The following is a 20784-nucleotide window of genomic DNA, read 5'->3' as shown; positions in this document are numbered from 1 at the left end:
ATGACCACGACATCCGCGGCGCCTGCCCCCAGCGGTCCGCAACCTGCCCCCGCCGCCGAGATGCCTGCCGCAGCGCAGATGCATCTGATCCTGCATCGGCGGATCATCAGCGGTGACATCCTGCCCGGCACCCGCCTGTCCGAACAGGAGATCGCGGACCAGTATGACCTGTCGCGCCAGCCGGTCCGCGAAGCCTTCATCCGCCTTGCCGGAGAGGGCCTGCTGGAAGTACGGCCCCAGCGCGGGACCTTCGTATCGCGCATCGACATGGACTGGGTGCTCAGCACGCGTTTCATCCGCGAGGCGGTCGAATCCGATATCGTCCGCCTTGCCGCCCGGAATGCCCGCCCCGAACAGATCGCGACCCTGCGCGAAATCCTGGTCCGGCAGGACGCCATTCCACAGGGCGACGCCAAGGCCCTGGTGATGCTGGACGAGGAATTTCATTATACTCTGGCCGAAATCGCCGGAAAGGTGATGGCCTGGAACCATCTTCAGGTGCTCAAGGTGCATCTGGACCGGGTGCGGCACCTGGTCTCGGCGGTGACGCCGAACGACATCATGCTGGACCAGCACCGCGCCGTCGTCGACGCCGTCGCAAGTGGTGAGGCGGACCAGGCCGAAACCGCCATGCGCCTGCACCTTCGACGCGTCTTCGGCGACCTTCCGGGCATCATGCAACTGTCGCCCCAATATTTCGACAAGGCCGAAAAACTGGCATGTATGCATTACGATCTGGCGGTGAATACGTGAAACGTCGTGCGTCCTTCAGGCGCAGTTGACAATGTATACATGAAACATGATCCTTCCTTCCGGAGGAAAGGCGCGGAAACGCGCCATCAGGGAGGAAGATCATGAAACGCAGAGCCGTTCTGCCGCTGCTTGCGGCGGGTTGCATGCTGGGCACCTGGAGCGCCCCCGCATTTGCCGAATATCCCGAACGACCCATCGAAATGATCGTGCCTTGGGGCGCAGGTGGCGGCACCGATGCCGTGGGCCGGATCTTTGCGCAGATCCTGCAGGAGGAACTGGGCAAGCCGGTGAACGTGGTGAACCGCACGGGCGGTTCGGGTGTGGTCGGCCATACCGCCATCGCCCGCGGCAAGCCCGATGGCTATACCATTGGCGTCATGACGATCGAGATCGACATGATGCATTGGCAGGGGCTGACCGACCTGACCTACAAGGATTTCGACATTCTCGCGCTGGTCAACGCCGATCCCGGTGGCATCATGGTGGCCGAGGACGCCCCGTGGAAGACCGCAGCCGAATTGCGCGATGCGATCAAGTCCGAGCCGCCGGGAACCGTCAAGGCCTCGGGAACCGGTCAGGGCGGCATCTGGCACCTGAACCTGCTGGGCTGGCTGATGTCCGAAGGCATCCCGCTGCAATCCGTGCCCTTCGTCCCCAGTCAGGGTGCGAATGCCGGGCTGACAGACATGGTCGCCGGCGGAGTGCAGATGGTTCCCTCGTCCCTGGCCGAGGGACGCGCCCTGATCGACGCGGACCGCGTGCGTGCCCTGGCCAGCATGTCGGACGAACGGCAGGACCTGTTCCCTGACACCCCGACCCTGAAGGAGGCCACCGGCTCGGACTGGAAGCTTTCGGTCTGGCGCGCCATTGCCGCGCCGAAGGACATGCCCCCCGAAGCGCGCGAGCGTCTGATCGCGGCCATCGAAAAGGCGTATAACAGCGACGCCTATCAGAACTTCATGAAGGACCGCGGCTTCGGCCTGCGTTGGGCCGGCCCCGAGGAGGCGACCGCGACCGTCGCTGCCGATGACGCCAGCCTTGGCGACATCATGAAAAAAGCCGGCTTGGCAAAGTAAGACAGGGCCGCGGGTGATCCCCGCGGCCTTTTTCCTGCAGTCGGGAAGGGGACCGGCATGAGACTTGGGGACCGCGCGCTTGGCGTGCTGACATTGCTGGGGGGGATTGCGATGTTCATCGCCGCCCGCCAGTTTTCACCGATACCGGGGCAGAAGTACGGGGCCGAGACGCTGCCCACGGTCATTGCCGGTCTGGCCGTGATCGTCGGGATCTGGCTGATCGTGCAGGGCTTGGCGACCGAACGCGGCGCGCCCCTGGCGACCGCGCTCGACTGGGCGGGAGAGCCGCGGACCTGGGCCAAGCTGGGCGCCACCGCGCTGCTGATCCTGGCCTATATCCTGACCGTGGACTGGCTGGGCTTCACCATCGCCAGTCTTGTGCTGGTCGCCGCGATGATGCTGCTGACAGGGACAAAGCCATTGCCGGCGCTGCTGATTTCACTGGTGACCGTGGTCGTCGTGCAATTCGCCTTCGGCAAGATGCTGCTGGTGCCGCTGCCGCGCGGCGAGTTCCTGTCCCTGCCGTGGTGAGGTCCATCAGATGAGCGTTCTCGCACAATCCTTCGCCATGGTCTTCGACCCCCATGTCCTGCTGGTCATGCTGCTGTCCGGCGCCTTCGGCCTGTTTGTCGGCGCCATTCCCGGCCTGACCGCGACCATGGCCACGGCCCTTCTGGTGCCGATCACCTTTTTCATGGAGCCGATTGCCGCAATCGCCTCGATCGTCACGGCATCGGCGATGGCGATCTTTTCGGGTGACATTCCGGGCGCGCTGCTGCGCATCCCCGGCACGCCCGCCTCGGCCGCCTATGTCGATGATTCCTATCGTATGACCCGCGACGGCCGCGGCCCCGAGGCGCTTGGCGCACTGCTGGTCTTTTCGGTGCTGGGCGGCGTTTTCGGCACCATCGTCCTGATCGTCGCCTCGCCGCTGCTGGCCGAGGTGGCACTGAAGTTCTCGTCCTTCGAGTATTTCTGGCTGGTGCTGCTGGGCCTGTCCGCGGCGATCTTTGTCTCGCCCGGCTCGATCCCGCGCGGACTGGTCGCGCTGGTGATCGGGCTGGTCGCGGCCTGCGTCGGCATGGACAATCCCACCGCCGAGCCGCGCTTCACCTTCGGCAATGTCGACCTGCTGGGCGGGATCTCGTTCATTCCGGCGATGATCGGCCTGTTCGCGCTGGCCGAGGTGTTCCGATATCTGGTGCGCGGGTACAAGCTGGGCGCGCCGCTGCGCCCCTCGACCAAGGGGATGCTGCGCAGCCAGATCCCGATCATGCGCAAGTATCCCAAGCAGATGCTGCGCGGCAATATCGTCGGTACGCTGATCGGCGCCCTGCCCGGCGCAGGCGCAGACATCGCCGCCTGGATTTCCTACGCCATGTCCAAGCGCTTCTCGCGCGAGCCCGAGAAGTTCGGCAAGGGCCATGTCGAGGGGCTGGTCGAGGCCGGGGCCTCGAACAATGCCGCCGTCAGCGGCGCCTGGATCCCGGCGCTGGTCTTCGGCATTCCGGGCGACTCGATCACCGCCATCGTGATCGGCGTCCTTTACATCAAGGGGATGAACCCGGGCCCGACGATCTTCATCGAACAGGCCCCGCTCATCAACGCGCTTTTCATCGTCTTCCTGCTGGCGAACCTGCTGATGATCCCGCTGGGCTGGATCGCGATCCGCGCCTCGACCACGATCCTCGCGGTGCCGCAGCGGGTGCTGATGCCGATCATCATGCTGTTCTGCATCGTCGGGGCCTTCGCCATCACCAACTCGGTCTTCGGGATCATCCTGATGCTGGCCTTCGGCATCCTGGGCTTCATGATGGAGGAAAATGACATTCCCATCGCCCCGGCGATCCTCGGACTTGTCCTTGGTCCGTTGCTTGAACAGCATTTCATCACTTCGATGATCAAATCCGACGGCAACATGCTGGCCTTCTTCGAACGTCCCATCGCGGCCGGGCTGGGGATCTTCACGATCCTCGTCTGGACAGCCCCGCTGATCCGCAAACTGCTCGCCCGCCGCAAGGAGGCCTGGACATGAGCCTGACCACTGCCGTCATCGGCCTCGGCTCGATGGGCCTTGGCGCCGCGCTGTCGCTGGCCCGTGCGGGACTCGACATCCGCGGCGTGGATGTGAACCCGGCCCCGCTGGCCGAGCTCGCGTCCGCCGGGGGCCGACCCGTCGCCACCCCGGCCGAGGCTGCCGCCGCCGACGTGATCTTCGTCTATGTCGTGAACGCAGCCCAGACACGGACCGTGCTTTTCGGTCAGAACGGCGCCGTGGCCGCGGCGCGTCCGGGCACCATCTTCGTCCTTTGCCCGACCATGCAACCCGATGACGCGGTCGCCATCGCCGAACAGGTGCAGGCGGCCGGGATGGTCGCCATCGACGCCCCGGTTTCGGGCGGGGCCACCAAGGCCCGCGAAGGTGCGATCAGCATCATGGCCTCCGGCCCTCCCGAGGCCTTCGCCCGCATCCAGCCCGCGCTCGACGCGATCGCGGCGCGGGTCTTCCGCCTTGGCGACACGCCCGGCGCGGGCAGCCGGATGAAGCTCATCAACCAGCTTCTCGCCGGCGTCCATATCGCCGCCATGGCCGAGGCGATGGTGCTTGCCGCGAAAAGCGGCCTCGATCTTGGCACCGTGCAGGAGGTCATTACCGAATGCGCGGGCAACAGCTGGATGTTCCAGAACCGCGGCCCGCAGGTGGTGTCGGGGGACTACACGCCCTTCTCGGCCGTCGACATCTTCGTCAAGGATCTGGGAATCGTCACTGACAGCGCCCACGCACTTGGTAGCCCGGTTCCCCTGGCCGATGCCTCGCTGGCGCTTTACCGCGCCGCCTCGGAAGCGGGGCTCGGGCGCGAGGCCGATGCCGCGATCGCCAAGATCCTGGCGGAACGGGCGGGCGCGACCTTGCCCGTGAAACAGGGCTGATCTTCACTGTTTCCCAAATACCCACGCCGCCCGCGCCACGGGCGGCGTGATTGTCAGATCGCGCGCAAGGCCGGCAACCAGCCCAGGCTGTCGCCGGTCGGACCGACGGGGCGGTACTCCGCGCCGACGGGCCGGGCCCAGCCCAAGTCGCGCAAAGTCGCGCAAATATGGCGGAAATCCAGCTCGCCATGATCCGGCGTGCCCCGGTCGGGAACGGCCGCGATCTGGACATGCCCGATCACCGGCTGCAATGCCTGCAAACGGCGGGTCAGATCGCCTTCCATGATCTGCAGGTGATAGCAGTCGAACATCAGTTTCAGGTTCTCGTGCCCGGCGCGTTCGATCAGGTCCAGCGCCTGCCCCGAATGCGTCAGGAAATAGCCGGGCGCGTCATGGCGGTTCAGCGGCTCGATCAGGATAGTCAGCTCGGGCGCGGCGCGGCAGGCATGATCCAGATTGGCGCGGAACACGGCCTCGGCGGCCGGACCTTCGGCAAAACCCGCCATGACGTGAATGGCGCCGCAGCCGATGGCACGGGCATAGGCAATGGCGCGGTCGATCTCGGCACGGGCCTCGGCCTCGCGTCCGGGCAGGGCCGACAGGCCGTTTTCGCCCGGCTTGCCCCGCAGCGTGTTCAGGCCCAGCATCTCCAGGCCGGTTTCGGCCAGCGCCGCGGCGACCGCCTCGGGCGCCTGGTCATAGGGCCAATGGCATTCGACGGCATCGAAGCCGGCCGCCGCCGCCGCGCGGATCGCGTCGGGCAAGGCCATATCGTTCCACAGAAAGCCGAGATTGGCTGAAAACTTCATCCTTCCCTCCTCAAGGAATCGGGCGGCGGGACAGGCCCGCCGCCTTTCGTCACTCAGGCGCGGCGGACCTTCTGGGTCTGCTCGCCCAGGCCCTCGATGCCCAGACGGATCGTCTCGCCGCCCTTCAAAAAGACCTGCGGGTTCTGCCCCATGCCGACGCCCGGAGGCGTGCCGGTGGTGATCACGTCGCCCGGCATCAGCGTCATCAGCCGCGAGCAATAGGCGATCAGCTTGGCCACGCCAAAGATCATCGTCTTGGTCGAGCCGTCCTGATAGCGCTTGCCATCGACCTCAAGCCACATCGACAGGTTGCCGGCATCGGCCACCTCGTCGCTGGTGACAAGCCAGGGACCGATCGGGCCGAACGTGTCGAACCCCTTGCCCTTGTCCCAGGTCTGGCCCCGTTCCAGTTGCCATTCGCGTTCGGACACGTCGTTGATGACGCAATAGCCCGCGACATGGTCAAGCGCCTCGGCTTCCGAGACCTTGCGCGCGGTCTTGCCGATCACGATGCCAAGCTCGACTTCCCAGTCGGTCTTGGTCGAGCCCTCGGGGATCACCACGTCGTCGTTCGGGCCGACGATGCAGCTGGTCCATTTGTTGAAGACGACCGGCTCGGCCGGGACGGGCATCCCGCTTTCGGCGGCGTGGTCGGCATAGTTCAGGCCGATGGCGATGAACTTGCGCACGTGACCGACGCAGGCGCCCAGACGGGGCGAGCCTTCGACCACCGGCAGCGAGGCGACGTCGATCGCGGCCAGTTTCGCCAGCCCCTCGGGGGTCAGCGCATCATCCGAGATGTCGGCCACGTGGCCCGACAGGTCGCGAATCTTGCCCTCGCCGTCCAGCAGGCCGGGCTTTTCCTGGCCCTCGGGGCCATAGCGCAGCAGTTTCATCTGTCCTCCTTATTTCGGGTTGTCGAATGGGATTGTTCCGATGGTAATGCGATCGCGGAAGTGCGAATTGCGGCAATTCTCTTTCTACGTCCGGACAGCCAAAGCAGCGCGCCGCCCGAGATGATGACCACCGCGCCCAGAAGCGTCGATACCCCCGGCACCTGGCCAAAGACCAGATAGCCCGCGACGCTGGCAAACAGCAGTTGCAGATAGACGACGGGGGCCAGGACCGAGGCGTCGGCGATGCGATGGGCCAGCGTCACCAGACTGTGGGAGCTGGCCCCGATCACCCCGATGAGAACCATCAGCACCACCGTCAGCCAATCATGCGGCTGCTGCCATTGCATCAGCGCAAACGGCGCAAGGCTGATCGTCGCAATACCGCTGGCCCAGATCTGCTGGGTCGCCGTCGATTCCGCCGCCAGCATCCGGCTGAGGATGAAATAGACCGAGGTGCAAAGACAGGCCCCCAGCGAATACAGGATCGCCGGATGGAACCCCGCCTGCCAGGGCGAGACGACGACCAGCACCCCCATGAATCCCAGCAAAATGGCGACGAACTGCGCGACGCCGACCTTTTCACCCAGCACCGGCACCGCCAGCAGGGTAACCAGGACCGGACTTGCGAACATGATCGCCGTCACCGTGGTCAACGGCAGCACGCTCAGCGCGACGAAGTTCAGTGCGGTGCTGCCCAGAAGCGCCAGCGAACGCAAAAGCTGCAGCCGCGGATTGACCGAGCGCAGGACGCCCCAGCCCCGCCGCGGAACCGTGGCCGCAAGCGTCGCAACCAGATGCACCGCATAGCGCACGAAGGCGACCTGCATGGTGGCAAGCCCCGAAACCAGAAGCCATTTGGCGGTCGTGTCCTGGCCGGCGAACAGCACCACGGCGCCCGTCATCAGGGCCATGCCCTTGAGGTTGTTCCCCATGCTCATTCCGGGCGGTCTTCCCCTGTCGCGGTTTGCGCGGCGCCATCGCCGTCCTGTTCCAGGAAGTGGTCGCGGATATTGGCGATCATCGCGCCAAGATGGGCGCCGATCTCGGCCTTGATGGCCGCGACATCGCGCAGGGCCAGCGCGGCGTGGATCGCCTTGTGCTGGCGCAGGACGCGTTCGCGCGACAACTTGCGCCGCGCCGACAGATAACGCGCGCGCCACAGCCGAGCCATATAGGCGCCATGCGTTTCCGCCAGCGCAGCGTTATGCGAGGCGGCGACGATCGCGGAATGAAACTGCATGTCCAGTTCGAACACATCCAGCGTATCGGCCTCGCCATAGATGGTCTCGATCCGGTCCTTGAGCGCGCCGATGGCCGCGATCTCGTCATCGCTGGCCTTTTCGCAGGCCAGTTCGCCCGACAGCAACTCCAGCGCGTGCAACACGCGAATCTGGTCGATGATCTCGGCCAACGAGGGGTTGGCGACGACCGGGCTGCGCAGCGGGCGAAGCTGGACCAGCCCCTCTTTCGCCAGAATACGGATCGCCTCGCGCATGGGGGTGCGCGAGACGCCCTGCCTTTCGGCATTGTCGCGTTCCTTGATCGGCGCGCCGGGGGGCAGGTTGCCGCGCAGGATCTCCCGGCGCAGTTCATAGGCGATGGCCTCGGCCAAAGTATCCTCGGTCATCGCCGGCCTTCCTTCAGTTCACCGGCGTGACGGCAGGCTTGCCGTCCAGCAGGTCGCGCAGGTTCCTGCGCTGCAATTCCCCCATCGCCGCCCGCGTCTCAAGCGTGGCAGAGCCGACATGCGGCAGGATCGTTGCGTTTTCCAGCGCAAGAATGCGCGGATCGGGCGCAGGCTCGCCCCGGAACACGTCCAGCCCGGCCCCGCGCAGGCGACCGTTCTGCAGCGCGTCGATCAGCGCCTCTTCGTCGATGACCGAGCCGCGGGCGATATTGACGATGACGCCGTCCGGTCCCAGCGCGGCGATCACCTCGGCCGAGACGAGGCCCTCGGTCTCGGGCCCGCCGACGACCGCGATGACCATGTCATCGACGGCGGACGCCAGCGCCACCGGGTCGGTATGCCAGTGCCAGCCGGGGGTTTGCTTTTCGCTGCGCGAGAAATAGTGGATCTCGCACTTGAAGGCGGCAAGCCGGTCCGCGATCTCGCGCCCGATGCGGCCAAGACCAAGGACACCGACCTTGCGGCCCGACATCTTGCGCTGCAGAGGATATTCCGGCCCCTTGGCCCAATGTCCTTCGCGCATCCAGCGCTCGGCCGCGTTCATGCGGCGACTGTCCGCGATCAGCAATGCCAGCGCCAGGTCTGCGACATCATCGTTCAACACATCGGGCGTGTTCGTCACGGTGATGCCGCGCGCGGTCGCCGCGGGAATGTCGATGGCATCGAAACCCACGCCGAAATTGGTGATGAAGCGCAGGTTGGGCAGCAGGTCCATGACCTGCGAACCCAGCCCCTTGTGGCCCAGGAAGGCCAGCGCCACCACCTTGGCCCGCTCGGCCTCGGGCAGGTCCGCGATCAGCTCGGGACCGGCAAGATGCGGTGCGGCGAACTGCTCGCGCAGCGCCTTGATGTCACGCTCGGCATAAGGGCCGACAGCCAGAACCTCGGCCATGCCTCAACCCCGACCGATATAGGGCATGTTGGTCGCCATGACCGTCAGCCACTGGATATTCGCACCATCGGGGACGCTGGCCATATGCAGGACCGAATCCGCCACGGTCTTTGCGTCGATCACCGGCTCGACCTTGATGGATCCGTCAGCCTGCGGCACGCCCTTGGTCATCGCCTCTGCCATGTTGGTCAGGGCATTGCCGATATCGACCTGTCCGCAGGCGATGTTGAAGCGCCGCCCGTCCAGCGACAGCGTCCGGGTCAGGCCCGTCACCGCGTGTTTCGACATGGTATAGGGCGCCGAGCCGGGACGCGGCACGTCTGCAGAGACCGAGCCGTTGTTGACGATGCGTCCGCCCATCGGGTCCTGATTGCGCATCTGCCGGAAGGCAGCACGGGCGCAAAGGAACATGCCGCTGATGTTGACGTCAGCGACGGTGCGCCATTCCTCGACACTGATCTCGTCGATCATCTTCGAGGGCAGCACGGCACCCGCGTTGTTGAACAGGACATCCAGCCGGCCCCATGCCGCGACCGCCTTGGCAAAGGCCGCATCGACCGCCGCCGGATCGGTCACGTCGCAGGGCAGAACCAGTGCGTCGGCATGGCCCGCCGCGGTTTCCGCCAGCGCCGCTTCGCGCCGTCCGATCAGGCCGACCTTCCAGCCCTTTTCCAGAAACAGTTGCGCCGTGACGCGGCCCACGCCGCTGCCGCCACCGGTGATCAGGATGTTCTTCACGAGGTTCTCCTCCCTCAATTCCATCAATGGTTGTCGCGCGGCAGGGTCTGCCGCACGCGCTGATAGGCGGTTGCAAGCTCAAGGCAGCCGCCCTTGTCAAGCTGGCCGACTTCCTTGCGGTAGATCTCTTCCCAGGGGGTCTGGCACTCCAGAACCGGGGGCGTCCAGGCATCCTTGCGCGCCTGCCATTCGCCCTCGTCGACCAGCGCGTCCATCCGGCCCGCATTCAGGTCCAGCCGCACGCGGTCCCCGGTCCGCAGATAGGCAAGCCCGCCACCCACGACCGATTCCGGCGAGGCGTTCAGGATGGACGGGCTTTCGGATGTCCCAGACTGCCGCCCGTCGCCCACCGTCGGCAGGTGGTTGATGCCCTTTTTCAGCAGCGCATCCGGCGGCTGCATGTTCACCACCTCGGCGCTGCCGGGATAGCCGACACAGCCCACGCCGCGGATGAACAGGATGCAATTCTCGTCGATGCCAAGCGCCGGGTCGTTGATACGGTCGTGGTAATCCTCGGGGCCTTCGAAGACGATGGCGCGCGCCTCGTGGACGCCCTCATTCCCCGGTTCGGACAGGAATCGCTGGCGGAAGTCCTTCGAGATCACGCTGGTCTTCATCAGCGCGCTGTCAAACAGGTTGCCGGTCAGCACGATGAATCCCGCATTCTCGCGCAGCGGGTTGCCATAGGGACGGATCACCGCCTGATCCTGGCTTTCCCAGCCGATCAGATTCTGCCCCATGGTCTGGCCGGTCACGGTCATGACCTTTTCATGCAGGCGGCCGGCTTTCTTCAGCTCTCCCATGACGGCAGGCACGCCGCCCGCGTGGAAGAAGCTTTCGCCCAGATACTCGCCCGCAGGCTGCATGTTGACCAACAGCGGCACGTCGAATCCGACCTTCTGCCAGTCGGTCACGTCCAGCTCGACCCCGGCATGGCGGGCGATGGCCTGCAGATGCGGCGGAGCATTGGTCGATCCGCCGATGGCCGCGTTGACGATGATCGCGTTTTCAAAGGCTTCGCGGGTCATGACGTCGCTGGGCTTGATGTCTTCATAGACCATCTCGACGATGCGCTTGCCGGTCTGATAGGCCATGTTCATGCGCTCTCGGAAAGGCGCGGGAATGGCCGAGCAGCCGGTCAGCGACATGCCGAGCGCCTCAGCCATGGCGTTCATCGTGCTGGCGGTGCCCATGGTGTTGCAATGGCCAAGGCTGGGCGCGCTGGCGCAGACGCGGGACATGAACTCGTCATAGTCGATCTTGCCCTCGGAGAGCAGGCGGCGGCTTTCCCAGACCACGGTGCCAGATCCGGCGCGCTTGCCCTTCCACCAGCCATCCAGCATCGGGCCGCCGTTCAGCGTAATCGCGGGAATGTCGACGGTCGCCGCGCCCATCAGCATCGCGGGGGTGGTTTTGTCACAGCCGGTGGTCAGCACGACCCCGTCCAGCGGATAGCCGTGCAGCACCTCGACCAGACCCAGATACGCCAGGTTGCGGTCGAGCGCCGCGGTCGGGCGCTTGCCCGTCTCCTGAATCGGATGGACGGGGAATTCCATCGGGATGCCGCCACCGTCGCGGATGCCCGCCTTGATGCGGTCCATCAGAAAGACGTGGATCTTGTTACAGGGCGCAAGGTCGCTGCCCGTCTGGGCAATGCCGATGATCGGGCGGGCCGATTGCAGCTCTTCGCGGGTGAACTGCTGATTCAGGTAACGCTCGATATACAGCGCGGTCATGCCGGGATTGTTCGGGTTGTCGAACCATTCCTGGGACCGGAAGCGCTTGTTTGCTTTGGTGTTCGCCATGGCTTGCCCCCTCCGTAAAGCCAGCTACGCCAAACTTGGTATACCAGAGGAACCGGCGGCGAAAGGGGGCAGCTTGCGCCCGGTGCAAAATGGTATACCATCCGCGGCGATTATTTCTGGGAGGCCGTCATGGCTAAATACGAGGGCATCTGGCCGGTTGCGCCGGTTTCATTCAACGACGACGGCTCGGTCGATTACGACGGCATGCGCCGCATCCTCGACTGCATGGTCGACCAGGGTGTGGACGGGATCTGCATCCTTGCCAACTTCTCGGAACAGTTCCTGATCTCGGATGCCGAGCGCGAGGAACTGACCCGCGTTTCGATCGAGCATGTCGCCGGCCGCGTGCCGGTGATCGTGACCATCAGCCATTATGCGACGCCGATCGCGGTCGAGCGCGCCCAGCTTGCCAAGGATCTTGGCGCGGCGATGGTCATGATGATGCCCCCCTATCACGGCGCGCTGCTGAAAGGCACGGCCGAGCAGACGTTCGAACAATTCGCCCGCGTCGGCGATGTCGGCATCCCGATCATGATCCAGGACGCGCCGCTGTCGGGCGTCGACCTGCCCGTGCCGCTGCTGGTCCGTATGGCGCGCGAAATCGAGATGGTGAAGCTGTTCAAGATCGAATGCCCCCGTGCGGCGGCCAAGCTGCGCACGCTGATCGCCGAAGGCGGCGACGCGATCGAGGGTCCCTTCGACGGAGAGGAAGCCATCACCCTGCTGGCAGACCTGGATGCGGGTGCGACGGGCTCGATGACCTCGGCCATGATCCCCGACCAGATCAAGCCGGTGCTGACCCATTGGAAGGCCGGCGACCGTGCCGCTGCCACTGCCGCCTATGCCCGCATCCTGCCCGCGGTGAACCACGAGAACCGCCAATGTGGCTTCCTGTCGGCCAAGGCCGTCATGGTCGAAGGCGGGGTGATCAAGTCCGAATTCAGCCGCCACCCGATCCCCGCGCTGCACCCGGCGACCCGCGCCATGCTTCTGGATCTGGTCCGTCCGCTGGATCCGGTCGCCCTGCGCTGGGGCAAGTAAGCCGCAATGCCTCCCCGTCCGCGACGCGCGGGCGGGGGAACCTGCAGGAGCCGGCTCCTCCACCTGCCCCGATGCGCCAATCTGGCGCGCGGCATACCATCGAACCACTGGCGCCACCCGAATCGGCAATGTATACATAGCTGACCGAAGCGAGGGAGGAAGGTTCGGACATGAAGCTGTTGATCATTGGCGCGGCCGGCATGGTTGGCCGCAGGCTTGCGGAAAACATCCTGAAGACCGGCAAAGTGGGCGACAAGCCTGTGGATGCACTGACCGCCTTCGACGTCTTTCCCGCCGACCTGTCATCGACCGATGCGATCGCCGTCAAGGTGCTGTCCGGCGACATCGCGGACCGCGCCACGGTTGACGGGCTGGTCGCCGATCGACCTGACGTGATTTTCCATCTTGCCGCCATCGTCTCGGGCGAGGCCGAGGCCGATTTCGACAAGGGTTATGCCATCAACATGGATGGCACCCGCCATCTGTTCGAGGCGATCCGCGCGCAGGGACCGGATTATCACCCGCGTGTCGTCTATACCTCGTCCATCGCCGTGTTCGGCGCCCCGTTCGAGGAAAAGATCACCGACACCTTCATCACCGCACCCATGACCAGCTATGGCGCGCAGAAGATGATCGGAGAGCTGCTGCTGAACGACTATTCGCGCAAGGGCTTCTTCGATGGCGTCGGCATCCGCCTGCCCACCATCGTCGTGCGCCCTGGCAAGCCGAACAAGGCGGCCTCGGGCTTCTTCTCGGGCATCATCCGGGAACCGCTGGCGGGCATGGACGCCGAGCTGCCGGTCGAGGATGACGTCCGCCACTGGTTCGCAAGCCCCGATGCCGCAGTCGGCTTCCTGCTGCATGCCGCGACCATGGACACGGCACAGCTTGGCGTGCGGCGCTGCCTGACGATGCCGGGCCTCAGCCTGACCATCTCCGAGGTGCTGGATGCGCTGCGCGAAGTCGCCGGGGCGGATGCGGTGGCCCGCGTGAAACGCGTCCCGAACGAGACGATCCGCACCATCGTCGCAGGCTGGCCGACCGATTTCTCGCCCGAGCGGGCGTTGGCGGCGGGCTTTACTGCCGATCCGGACTTCCAGTCGATCATCCGGGCCCATATCCGCGACACCGCCGATGCGGCCGGCTGAGCCGACAGGCAGCCGAAAGAACGACCGGGGCAAGCCGCGCTCGTCCCGGCCGGTGCCCAGCCTGCAGGGGTTGACCGAGATGGCCGCGCGCGAGCGGGCCTATCACGACCTGCGCTATCGCATCCTGACCGGGCGGCTTGCGCCCGGCACGACGCTTCTGGAAACCGAGCTGGCCGCCTTGCTGTCGCTGTCGCGGACCCCCGTGCGCGAAGCCGTCATCAAGCTGGCCGAAGAGGGGCTGGTCGAAGTCAGGCCACGCCACGGCGTTACCGTCAAGGCGCTGTCCTTGCAGGATTTCGGCAATATCCTCGACGTCTTCTCGGCGCTTGAGGTCAGGGCCTTCGAGCTGACGGCCGAACGCGGCCTGAGGATCGAGGACGTCCGTCGTCTCGGCCGGATGCTGGACGAGATGGAAAATGCGACCGCCGTCGGCGACATCACCCGCTGGTCCGAACTGGACGACGAATTCCATTCAGAAGTGGTGGCGCTTTGCGGCAACCAGCGCCTTCAGACCGCGATCAATGCCTTCTGGGGCCAGCAATATCGTGCCCGACTGATGATCCTGCCGCTTCGTCCGATGCCGGTGGAATCGAATGACGAACATCGCAGCACCTTCGCCGCCCTGCAGGCGGGCGACAGGGCGCTGACGCGCGAACGGCATAATGCCCATCGCGACCGGGCCGACCGGCAGCAGCTGGACCTGCTGCGCCGCTCATTGGGCAGCAATGGCCTGGCCTGAGAAATCTCCAAGGAACGGATGAGGGAGCAGCAATGAACAAGATCGATCTGGACGGCCGGCTTGCGGTCGTGACCGGCGGCGCGCAGGGCATCGGCCTTGCCGTCGCGCAGCGCTTCGTCGAAAGCGGCGCGCGGGTAATCCTGTGGGACCGCGACGGGGCTGCGGCCGAACGCGCCGCCGCAAGCCTGGGGGCCTCAGCCTCGGCCCGTCAGGTCGAACTTGCCGTCGACACCGAGATCGAGGCGGCGGCGGCAGAAGCCGGTCCCGTCGACATCCTGGTCAACAATGCCGGCATCACCGGCGGCAATGCCAAGACATGGGAGCTTGATCCCGCCGTCTGGCGCCAGGTGATCGAAGTGAACCTGAACGCCCCCTATGTCACTTGCCGCGCACTGGTGCCCGGCATGATCGAGCGTGGCTATGGCCGGATCGTCAACGTCGCCTCGATCGCAGCCAAGGAGGGCAACCCCAATGCGGCGCATTACTCGGCCTCCAAGGCCGGCCTGATCGCGCTGACGAAATCGCTGGGCAAGGAACTTGCCGGGACCGGGATCCTGGTCAACGCGATCACCCCGGCTGCCGCCCGCACGCCGATCTTCGACCAGATGACCCAGGAGCATATCGACTACATGCTGGCGAAAATTCCGATGAACCGCTTCCTGGAACCGGCCGAGGCAGCCTCGCTGGTGGCTTGGCTTTCTTCCGAGGATTGCGCCTTTTCGACCGGCGCGGTCTTCGACATTTCGGGTGGCCGCGCGACCTATTGACGTGGCTGCCGGGGGCTTTCGGCCCCCGGACCCCCGAGGGTATTTTCGAAACAGTGAACGGGGCAGCGCCGCTTTCGCCGTTTTGCAAATACCCCGGGGGGAGTCCGAAGGACGGGGGGCAGCGCCCCCCTTATTCCTTGACGGCGCCGGTCATCGAACTGACGTAGTAATCCACGAAGAACGAATACAGGATCACGACCGGCAGCGACCCAAGCAGCGCCCCGCTCATCAATGCGCCCCATTCATAGACATCGCCGCGCACCAGTTCGGTCAGTACGCCGACCGGGATCGTCTTGTTTTCCGAGCTGGAGATGAAGGTCAGTGCGTAGATGAATTCGTTCCAGCTGAGCGTGAACGCAAAGATCCCGGCCGAGATCAGGCCCGGCACCGCCAGCGGCAGCACGATCTGGGTCAGGATCTGCCAGCGCGTCGCGCCATCGACCAGCGCCGATTCCTCAAGTTCGTAGGGGATCGAGCGGAAATAGCCCATCAGCAACCAGGTGCAGAACGGGATCAGGAAGGTCGGATAGGTCAGGATCAACGCCAGCTTGCTGTCGAAGATTCCGATCTGGAAGACGATCACCGACAGCGGGATGAACAGGATCGAGGGCGGCACGAGATAGGCCAGGAAGATCAGCAGGCCAGTGATCCGCGCGCCGCGAAAGCGCAGCCGCTCGATCGCGTAGGCCGCGAAGACCGAAGCGGCAAGCGACAGGAAGGTCGAACAGACCGCCACGACCAGCGTGTTCCACAGCCAGCCCGGGTAGCTGGTTTCAAACAGCAGGTACTTCATGTGTTGAAGCGTCGGCCCCACCACCCAGAAGGGGCTGTGGTTCTGGTAATCGGTCAACTGGGCATTCGGCTTCACCGCCGTGATCGCCATCCAGTAGAACGGGAACAGCAGCACGAAGATGAAGCAGGCCAGCGGCAGCCAGACCAGGAAGATCTTGCGCCCCCGGCTTTCGAACTGGTCCATGCCCTCATGGTCGTCGGTGACGGTTGCCTGCTGGGCCATCAGTCTGCTCCCTGCTGCCATTTGCGGCGCTGAAGGCCGAAGAAGCTGAAAAGGATCGCGGCCAGCAGGAAGGGGATCATCGCGACTGCGATTGCCGCCCCTTCGCCCAACTGCCCGCCGGGAATGGCGCGCTGGAAGCTGAGTGTCGCCATAAGGTGCGTCGCATTGACCGGTCCGCCGCGGGTCAGGACATAGATCAGCTGGAAATCGGTGAAGGTGAACAGGACCGAGAAGGTCATGACCACCGCGATGATCGGTGTCAGCAGCGGCAGCGTCACCCGACGAAAGCGCTGCCAGGGGGTTGCGCCGTCGATGGCCGCGGCCTCGTTCAGGGATTGCGGAATGGTCTGCAACCCGGCCAGCAGCGAGATCGCGACAAAGGGAATCCCGCGCCAGACATTCGCCGCCATCACCGACAGCCGCGCGTTCCAGGGATCGCCCAGAAAGTTGATCGGCTGGCTGATGATGCCCCATTTCAACAGCACCCAGCTGATGATCGAGAACTGACTGTCGAAGATCCACCAGAAGGCCAGTGCCGACAGCACCGTCGGCACCACCCAGGGCAGCAGGATGATGGCGCGGAAGAAGTTCTTGAAGGGCAGGTGCCGGTTCAGAAGCAGTGCCAGCCACAGGCCCAGGCCAAATTTCAGGACCGAGGCGACGACGGTGTAGAACAGCGTGTTGAAGACCGCCAGCCAGAAGACCGGGTCGTCCATCAGCCAGGCATAGTTCTCAAGCCCGATCCAGACGCCGGGCCGGCCGATCCTGGCATCGGTGAATCCAAGCCAGACCCCCAGGCCCAGCGGATAGGTCAGGAAGCACAGCAGAAATGCCGCCGCGGGCAGCATGAACAGCAGGCCAAGGCCATTGCGGCTTTCGACAAAGCGCCGCCACAGCGAGGCGCGCGGTTCGGGCGGGGGGGGCATGTGCTGCTCCTTCCTCACATCGGAAAGGGGGGCGCCCGAAGGCGCCCCGATGCGGTCAGCGGTAATAGCGCGCGATGCGGCGCTCGGCATTGGCGATCGCTTCCTCGGCCGTGCGCTGGCCGGTCACGGCCTCGGCGAACATGTCGACCAGGACGTAATCGGCCATGACCCCAGCGGATGCCGGTCCCAGCGGGCCAGCATAGCCGTTGGCGCGAAGCGATTCCGAAGCCTTCGCATAGGGCGCGTGCACCGGGTTCGAAGTCCAGACCGGGTTGTTGGCAAAGCCCTTGAGCGCCTGGCAGCAATAGGCGCTGGCGCCGGTCAGCCAGGCGTTCATGCGATCGGCCCCGTACATGAACTCGAGATAGGCCTTGGCGGCATTCGGGAACTTGCAGTGCTGGAAGATCGAGATGGTCGAGGTCTGGTGCAGTTCGACTGACTTGCCGACCGGGCCGATCGGCAGGTTGCTGGTGCGAATGTCCTCACCCAGCGCCTTTGTCGCCTCGTCCTTCATCGCCGCATAATACAGCGAGACGCCGTTCGCGGTCAGCGAGATGTCGCCCGCCAGGAAGGCACGGTTGTTGTTGATGTCGAGCCAGCTTTCCGTGCCCGGAACGAAGACCGCGTACAACTTCTTGGCGTATTCGATCGCAGCCAGTGTCTCGGGGCTGTTGATCGCGACTTCGCCCTTTTCGTTCACGGTCTGGCCGCCATGGCTCCAAAGCAGCCAGTGGACGAAGTTGTTGCCATCGCCCACCGCCTTGCCGAAGGGGAAGCCAGCCGGGGTGCCCTTTTCCTTAAGCGCCGTGCACAGCGCCAGGAAGCCTTCGGTATCCTTGGGGAATTCCTCGAACCCGGCCGCCTTCACATGGCTGTCGCGATAGCAGATGGCGTTGCCGATGGCACAAAGCGGGGTCGAGATGAACTTGCCATCCTGTTCACCATAGGCGCGCAAGCCGTCATACCAGCCGCCGTTCTTCTCGCCCAGCATGGTGCAAAGATCGGTCACGTCGACCAGCTTGTCCGGGTACTGGAAGGGGTCGTCGAACCAGCTCATCACCATGTCGGGGCCCGAGCCCACGTTCGCGGCGACGGCGGCTTTCGGACGCACATCCTCCCAGCTTTCCTGGTCGATGCGGACTTCGACGCCGGTCGCTTCCGTGAAGGCCTTGGTGTTGGCGTTCCACGCCTCTTCCTCGCCCTTGACGAAGGGCACCCAGCGCAGCAGGCGCAGGCTGGCACCCTGTTCGGGGGTGAACATCGGAGCCCCTGCCGCCTGGGCCAAGGCCGGACGTGCAAAGGGGCTGGTCAACACGGCGCCGGCCGCAAGCGCGGCGCCGCCCTGCAAGAGCTTTCTGCGGTCGATGGACATTGCTTCACTCCTCCCAAAGTGCAATGCGGCCGTTTCGCGGCCCGTTATACCCGCCCGCCCAAAGGCAGGCGGGGCCAGTCAGTCCGTCAGGCGCACCCCGCTGTCAGCGTCGAACAGGTGCACGGCGGTCGGGTCGATGGCGACATTCACCACCTCGCCGGGCCCGGCGCTCACGCGGTCGCGGAAGACGCAGGTCACGGCTTCCCCGCCCAGCTTGCCCGCGACATAGGTCTCGGCCCCGGTGGGTTCGGTGACCTCGATCATCAGGGGAATGTCGCCGCCCAGCGTGATCGCCTCGGGGCGGACGCCATAGATCAGCCTGCGCCCCTCGGGCGCGCGGATCACCGGCAGGCGCTGGCCATTCTTGGCGACAAAAGCGCCGCCTTCGACGCTGCCCGGGATCATGTTCATTGCCGGGCTGCCGATGAAGCCTGCCACGAACAGATTCGCCGGACGGTCGTAAAGATCAAGCGGAGCGCCGATCTGCTCGACCCGACCGTCATGCATGACCACGATCTTGTCGGCCATGGTCATGGCCTCGATCTGGTCATGGGTGACATAGACGGTCGTGGTCTTCAGCCGGTTGTGCAGGTTCTTGATCTCGGTCCGCATGCTGACGCGCAGCTTGGCGTCCAGGTTCGACAACGGCTCGTCGAACAGGAACACCTGCGGATCGCGCACGATGGCGCGGCCCATGGCAACACGCTGGCGCTGGCCACCCGAAAGCTGGCGCGGATAGCGGTCCAGCAGATGCGCCAGGCCCAGGATCTCGGCCGCGGGCTTGACCTTCTCGCCGATCTCGGCCCGTGAGGAGCCCTTGAGCTTCAGCGAGAAGCCCATGTTTTCGGCCACGGTCAGATGCGGGTAAAGCGCATAGTTCTGGAACACCATCGCGATGTCCCGGTCCTTGGGCGGCAGGTCGTTGACGACCTTTTCACCGATCAGGATGTCGCCGGACGTGATATGTTCAAGTCCCGCCAGCATCCGCAGCAGGGTCGACTTGCCGCAACCCGAAGGCCCGACCAGAACGACGAATTCACCTTCGTCGATATCGACCGAGACGCCGTGCATCACCTCGACCGCGCCGTAGGATTTCCTTACCTCGCGGATAGTCACCGAGGCCATGCGATCCCTCCTCCCAAAGGTATCCATTGGGGGGCAGGCTGTCAGGAAGGCCGATCCCGATCAAGCATTTTATTGGCGATGCGACAAGATCGACCGTCTTGCTCGTTCATTGCGCAATGTATACGCTGCGAACCCCTTACAATGCATCATGCGGGATCAGGGCGCCCGGATGACAGATCACGCGACCAGCGGTTGCATGGCCCTTCTGGACGGCCTCGGCCATCCCGGCCCCGGCCAGACGTGCGGACAGATAGCCGCCGTTGAAGCTGTCGCCCGCGCCGGTCGTGTCGACCGGCTGAATGCGTTCGCCGCAGGACAGGTCCAGCCAATCCCCCCGAGGCGTGCGCCCCAGCATGTCCCCGCCGCCGTTCTTGACCAGGATTTCCGAGACACCGGCCCCCAGATAGCGGTCGGCGGTGGCGCGCGGGGTGGCGTCGCCGAAATATTGTGCCTCTTCGTCGAAGCTGGGCAAGGCGATGTCGGCAACGGCCGCACCCTTGACGATCCAATCGCACATCTCGGCGGCACCGGACCACAGGCGCAGGCGCATGTTGCTGTCAAAGGCGACCTTCGCCTTGGCCGTCTTCAGCGCGGCCAGCAGCACCTCGCGCCGCTCGGGCGTCAGGATCGCCAGCGTGATCCCCGAGAAATAGACAAGGTCCGCCCCATCGAAGCATTGCGCCAGATGGGCGGGGTCGTCGGCCAGGCAACGCGCGGCCGAACTGTCGCGCCAATAGGTGAAGCTGCGCTCGCCATCCTTCAGGTCGATCATGTAAAGGCCCGGCGCGCGCGTCGGATGACGGGTGATGCACCCGGTGCCGATCCCCGCGCCGCCGATGAAATCCAGCAGCGCCGTCGATATTGCGTCCTGACCCACGCAGGTCAGGTAATCGACCGTCGCATCCTTCGGCATCAGCGCGCGCAGATACCAGGCGGTATTGAACGTGTCGCCCGCGAATGCCTGACGCCAAAGGCCCTGCCCCGCGCCCGACAATTCCACCATGCATTCGCCAACCGATACCACCCGCATCTCGTCCCCCGATATTTGCGAGCCGCAACTTAGC

21 protein-coding genes are annotated in these 20784 nt (G+C 65.0%); 9 read left to right on the top strand and 12 right to left on the bottom strand.

All coding sequences use genetic code 11. From position 1 onward, the window contains the following. The 5 genes from RM190_RS13190 (at window position 1) to ltnD (ending at window position 4760) form a co-directional block, all read left to right on the top strand. Window positions 1-753 carry a GntR family transcriptional regulator gene (locus tag RM190_RS13190; RefSeq protein ID WP_311759918.1) on the top strand — a complete coding sequence of 251 codons (753 nt, stop codon included), beginning with the start codon at window positions 1-3 and terminating at the stop codon, window positions 751-753. A gap of 101 nt (window positions 754-854) precedes the next feature. After that, complete coding sequence (locus tag RM190_RS13185) at window positions 855-1829, top strand: Bug family tripartite tricarboxylate transporter substrate binding protein (RefSeq protein WP_311759917.1); 975 nt, start codon at window positions 855-857, stop codon at window positions 1827-1829. A 57-nt stretch (window positions 1830-1886) separates the two neighbouring features. After that, entirely contained in the window at window positions 1887-2360 is a 474-nt protein-coding gene (locus RM190_RS13180; protein ID WP_311759916.1) for a tripartite tricarboxylate transporter TctB family protein, read from the top strand. A gap of 10 nt (window positions 2361-2370) precedes the next feature. Beyond that, complete coding sequence (locus RM190_RS13175) at window positions 2371-3864, top strand: tripartite tricarboxylate transporter permease (protein WP_311759915.1); 1494 nt, start codon at window positions 2371-2373, stop codon at window positions 3862-3864. Further along, window positions 3861-4760, top strand: a complete 900-nt coding sequence (ltnD, locus tag RM190_RS13170; RefSeq protein WP_311759914.1) for an L-threonate dehydrogenase — start codon at window positions 3861-3863, stop codon at window positions 4758-4760. The genes RM190_RS13175 and ltnD overlap by 4 nt, the downstream gene beginning before the upstream one ends. A gap of 53 nt (window positions 4761-4813) precedes the next feature. Here the strand turns inward: ltnD and RM190_RS13165 are convergent, their stop codons facing one another. From RM190_RS13165 to RM190_RS13135, 7 genes are read right to left on the bottom strand one after another with little or no spacing between them, the layout of a single operon-like run. After that, window positions 4814-5569, bottom strand: a complete 756-nt coding sequence (locus RM190_RS13165; protein WP_311759913.1) for a hydroxypyruvate isomerase family protein — start codon at window positions 5567-5569, stop codon at window positions 4814-4816. Window positions 5570-5622: 53 nt separating this feature from the next. Then, on the bottom strand, window positions 5623-6465 hold the full coding sequence (locus RM190_RS13160; RefSeq protein ID WP_311759912.1) for an ureidoglycolate lyase: 843 nt from the start codon (window positions 6463-6465) through the stop codon (window positions 5623-5625). Further along, window positions 6462-7403 carry a DMT family transporter gene (locus RM190_RS13155; RefSeq protein WP_311759911.1) on the bottom strand — a complete coding sequence of 314 codons (942 nt, stop codon included), beginning with the start codon at window positions 7401-7403 and terminating at the stop codon, window positions 6462-6464. The genes RM190_RS13160 and RM190_RS13155 overlap by 4 nt, the downstream gene beginning before the upstream one ends. Continuing rightward, window positions 7400-8092 carry a GntR family transcriptional regulator gene (locus RM190_RS13150; protein ID WP_311759910.1) on the bottom strand — a complete coding sequence of 231 codons (693 nt, stop codon included), beginning with the start codon at window positions 8090-8092 and terminating at the stop codon, window positions 7400-7402. The genes RM190_RS13155 and RM190_RS13150 overlap by 4 nt, the downstream gene beginning before the upstream one ends. Before the next feature lie 13 nt (window positions 8093-8105). Then, a complete protein-coding gene (locus RM190_RS13145; RefSeq protein ID WP_311759909.1) occupies window positions 8106-9044 on the bottom strand; it encodes a 2-hydroxyacid dehydrogenase in 939 nt (312 codons plus the stop codon). Between the two features lie 3 nt (window positions 9045-9047). Beyond that, the gene (locus tag RM190_RS13140) at window positions 9048-9782 is read right to left on the bottom strand and encodes an SDR family oxidoreductase (RefSeq protein ID WP_311759908.1); all 735 of its coding nucleotides are present in this window, start codon (window positions 9780-9782) and stop codon (window positions 9048-9050) included. Window positions 9783-9805: 23 nt separating this feature from the next. Continuing rightward, entirely contained in the window at window positions 9806-11587 is a 1782-nt protein-coding gene (locus tag RM190_RS13135) for an IlvD/Edd family dehydratase (RefSeq protein ID WP_311759907.1), read from the bottom strand. Window positions 11588-11716: 129 nt separating this feature from the next. Here RM190_RS13135 and RM190_RS13130 point away from each other — a divergent pair, with 129 nt between their 5' ends. The 4 genes from RM190_RS13130 (at window position 11717) to RM190_RS13115 (ending at window position 15282) form a co-directional block, all read left to right on the top strand. Then, window positions 11717-12628: a dihydrodipicolinate synthase family protein gene (locus tag RM190_RS13130; protein ID WP_311759906.1), complete on the top strand. Its 912-nt coding sequence runs from the start codon at window positions 11717-11719 to the stop codon at window positions 12626-12628. 170 nt (window positions 12629-12798) lie between these two features. Continuing rightward, a complete protein-coding gene (denD, locus tag RM190_RS13125; protein WP_311759905.1) occupies window positions 12799-13776 on the top strand; it encodes a D-erythronate dehydrogenase in 978 nt (325 codons plus the stop codon). Continuing rightward, complete coding sequence (locus RM190_RS13120) at window positions 13763-14515, top strand: GntR family transcriptional regulator (RefSeq protein WP_311759904.1); 753 nt, start codon at window positions 13763-13765, stop codon at window positions 14513-14515. The genes denD and RM190_RS13120 overlap by 14 nt, the downstream gene beginning before the upstream one ends. Window positions 14516-14547: 32 nt before the next feature. After that, the gene (locus RM190_RS13115) at window positions 14548-15282 is read left to right on the top strand and encodes an SDR family oxidoreductase (RefSeq protein WP_311759903.1); all 735 of its coding nucleotides are present in this window, start codon (window positions 14548-14550) and stop codon (window positions 15280-15282) included. A gap of 130 nt (window positions 15283-15412) precedes the next feature. Here the strand turns inward: RM190_RS13115 and RM190_RS13110 are convergent, their stop codons facing one another. The 5 genes from RM190_RS13110 to RM190_RS13090 form a co-directional block, all read right to left on the bottom strand. Beyond that, window positions 15413-16297: a carbohydrate ABC transporter permease gene (locus tag RM190_RS13110; RefSeq protein WP_311759902.1), complete on the bottom strand. Its 885-nt coding sequence runs from the start codon at window positions 16295-16297 to the stop codon at window positions 15413-15415. Further along, the gene (locus RM190_RS13105; protein ID WP_311759901.1) at window positions 16297-17223 is read right to left on the bottom strand and encodes a carbohydrate ABC transporter permease; all 927 of its coding nucleotides are present in this window, start codon (window positions 17221-17223) and stop codon (window positions 16297-16299) included. Before RM190_RS13105 ends, RM190_RS13110 begins: the two co-directional genes overlap by 1 nt. A 55-nt stretch (window positions 17224-17278) precedes the next feature. Then, window positions 17279-18595 carry an ABC transporter substrate-binding protein gene (locus tag RM190_RS13100; protein ID WP_311759900.1) on the bottom strand — a complete coding sequence of 439 codons (1317 nt, stop codon included), beginning with the start codon at window positions 18593-18595 and terminating at the stop codon, window positions 17279-17281. Between the two features lie 78 nt (window positions 18596-18673). Further along, the gene (locus tag RM190_RS13095) at window positions 18674-19720 is read right to left on the bottom strand and encodes an ABC transporter ATP-binding protein (RefSeq protein WP_311759899.1); all 1047 of its coding nucleotides are present in this window, start codon (window positions 19718-19720) and stop codon (window positions 18674-18676) included. A 136-nt stretch (window positions 19721-19856) separates the two neighbouring features. Next, window positions 19857-20750, bottom strand: coding sequence for a sugar kinase (locus RM190_RS13090; protein WP_311759898.1), 894 nt, complete (start codon window positions 20748-20750; stop codon window positions 19857-19859). Window positions 20751-20784 lie beyond the last annotated feature (34 nt).

The organism is Paracoccus broussonetiae (genome assembly GCF_031854425.1).
In the GTDB taxonomy this organism is placed as follows: Bacteria; Pseudomonadota; Alphaproteobacteria; order Rhodobacterales; family Rhodobacteraceae; genus Paracoccus; species Paracoccus broussonetiae.
Note: the sequence above shows the minus strand (reverse complement) of the source record. Positions and strands in the feature narration are given on the sequence as shown.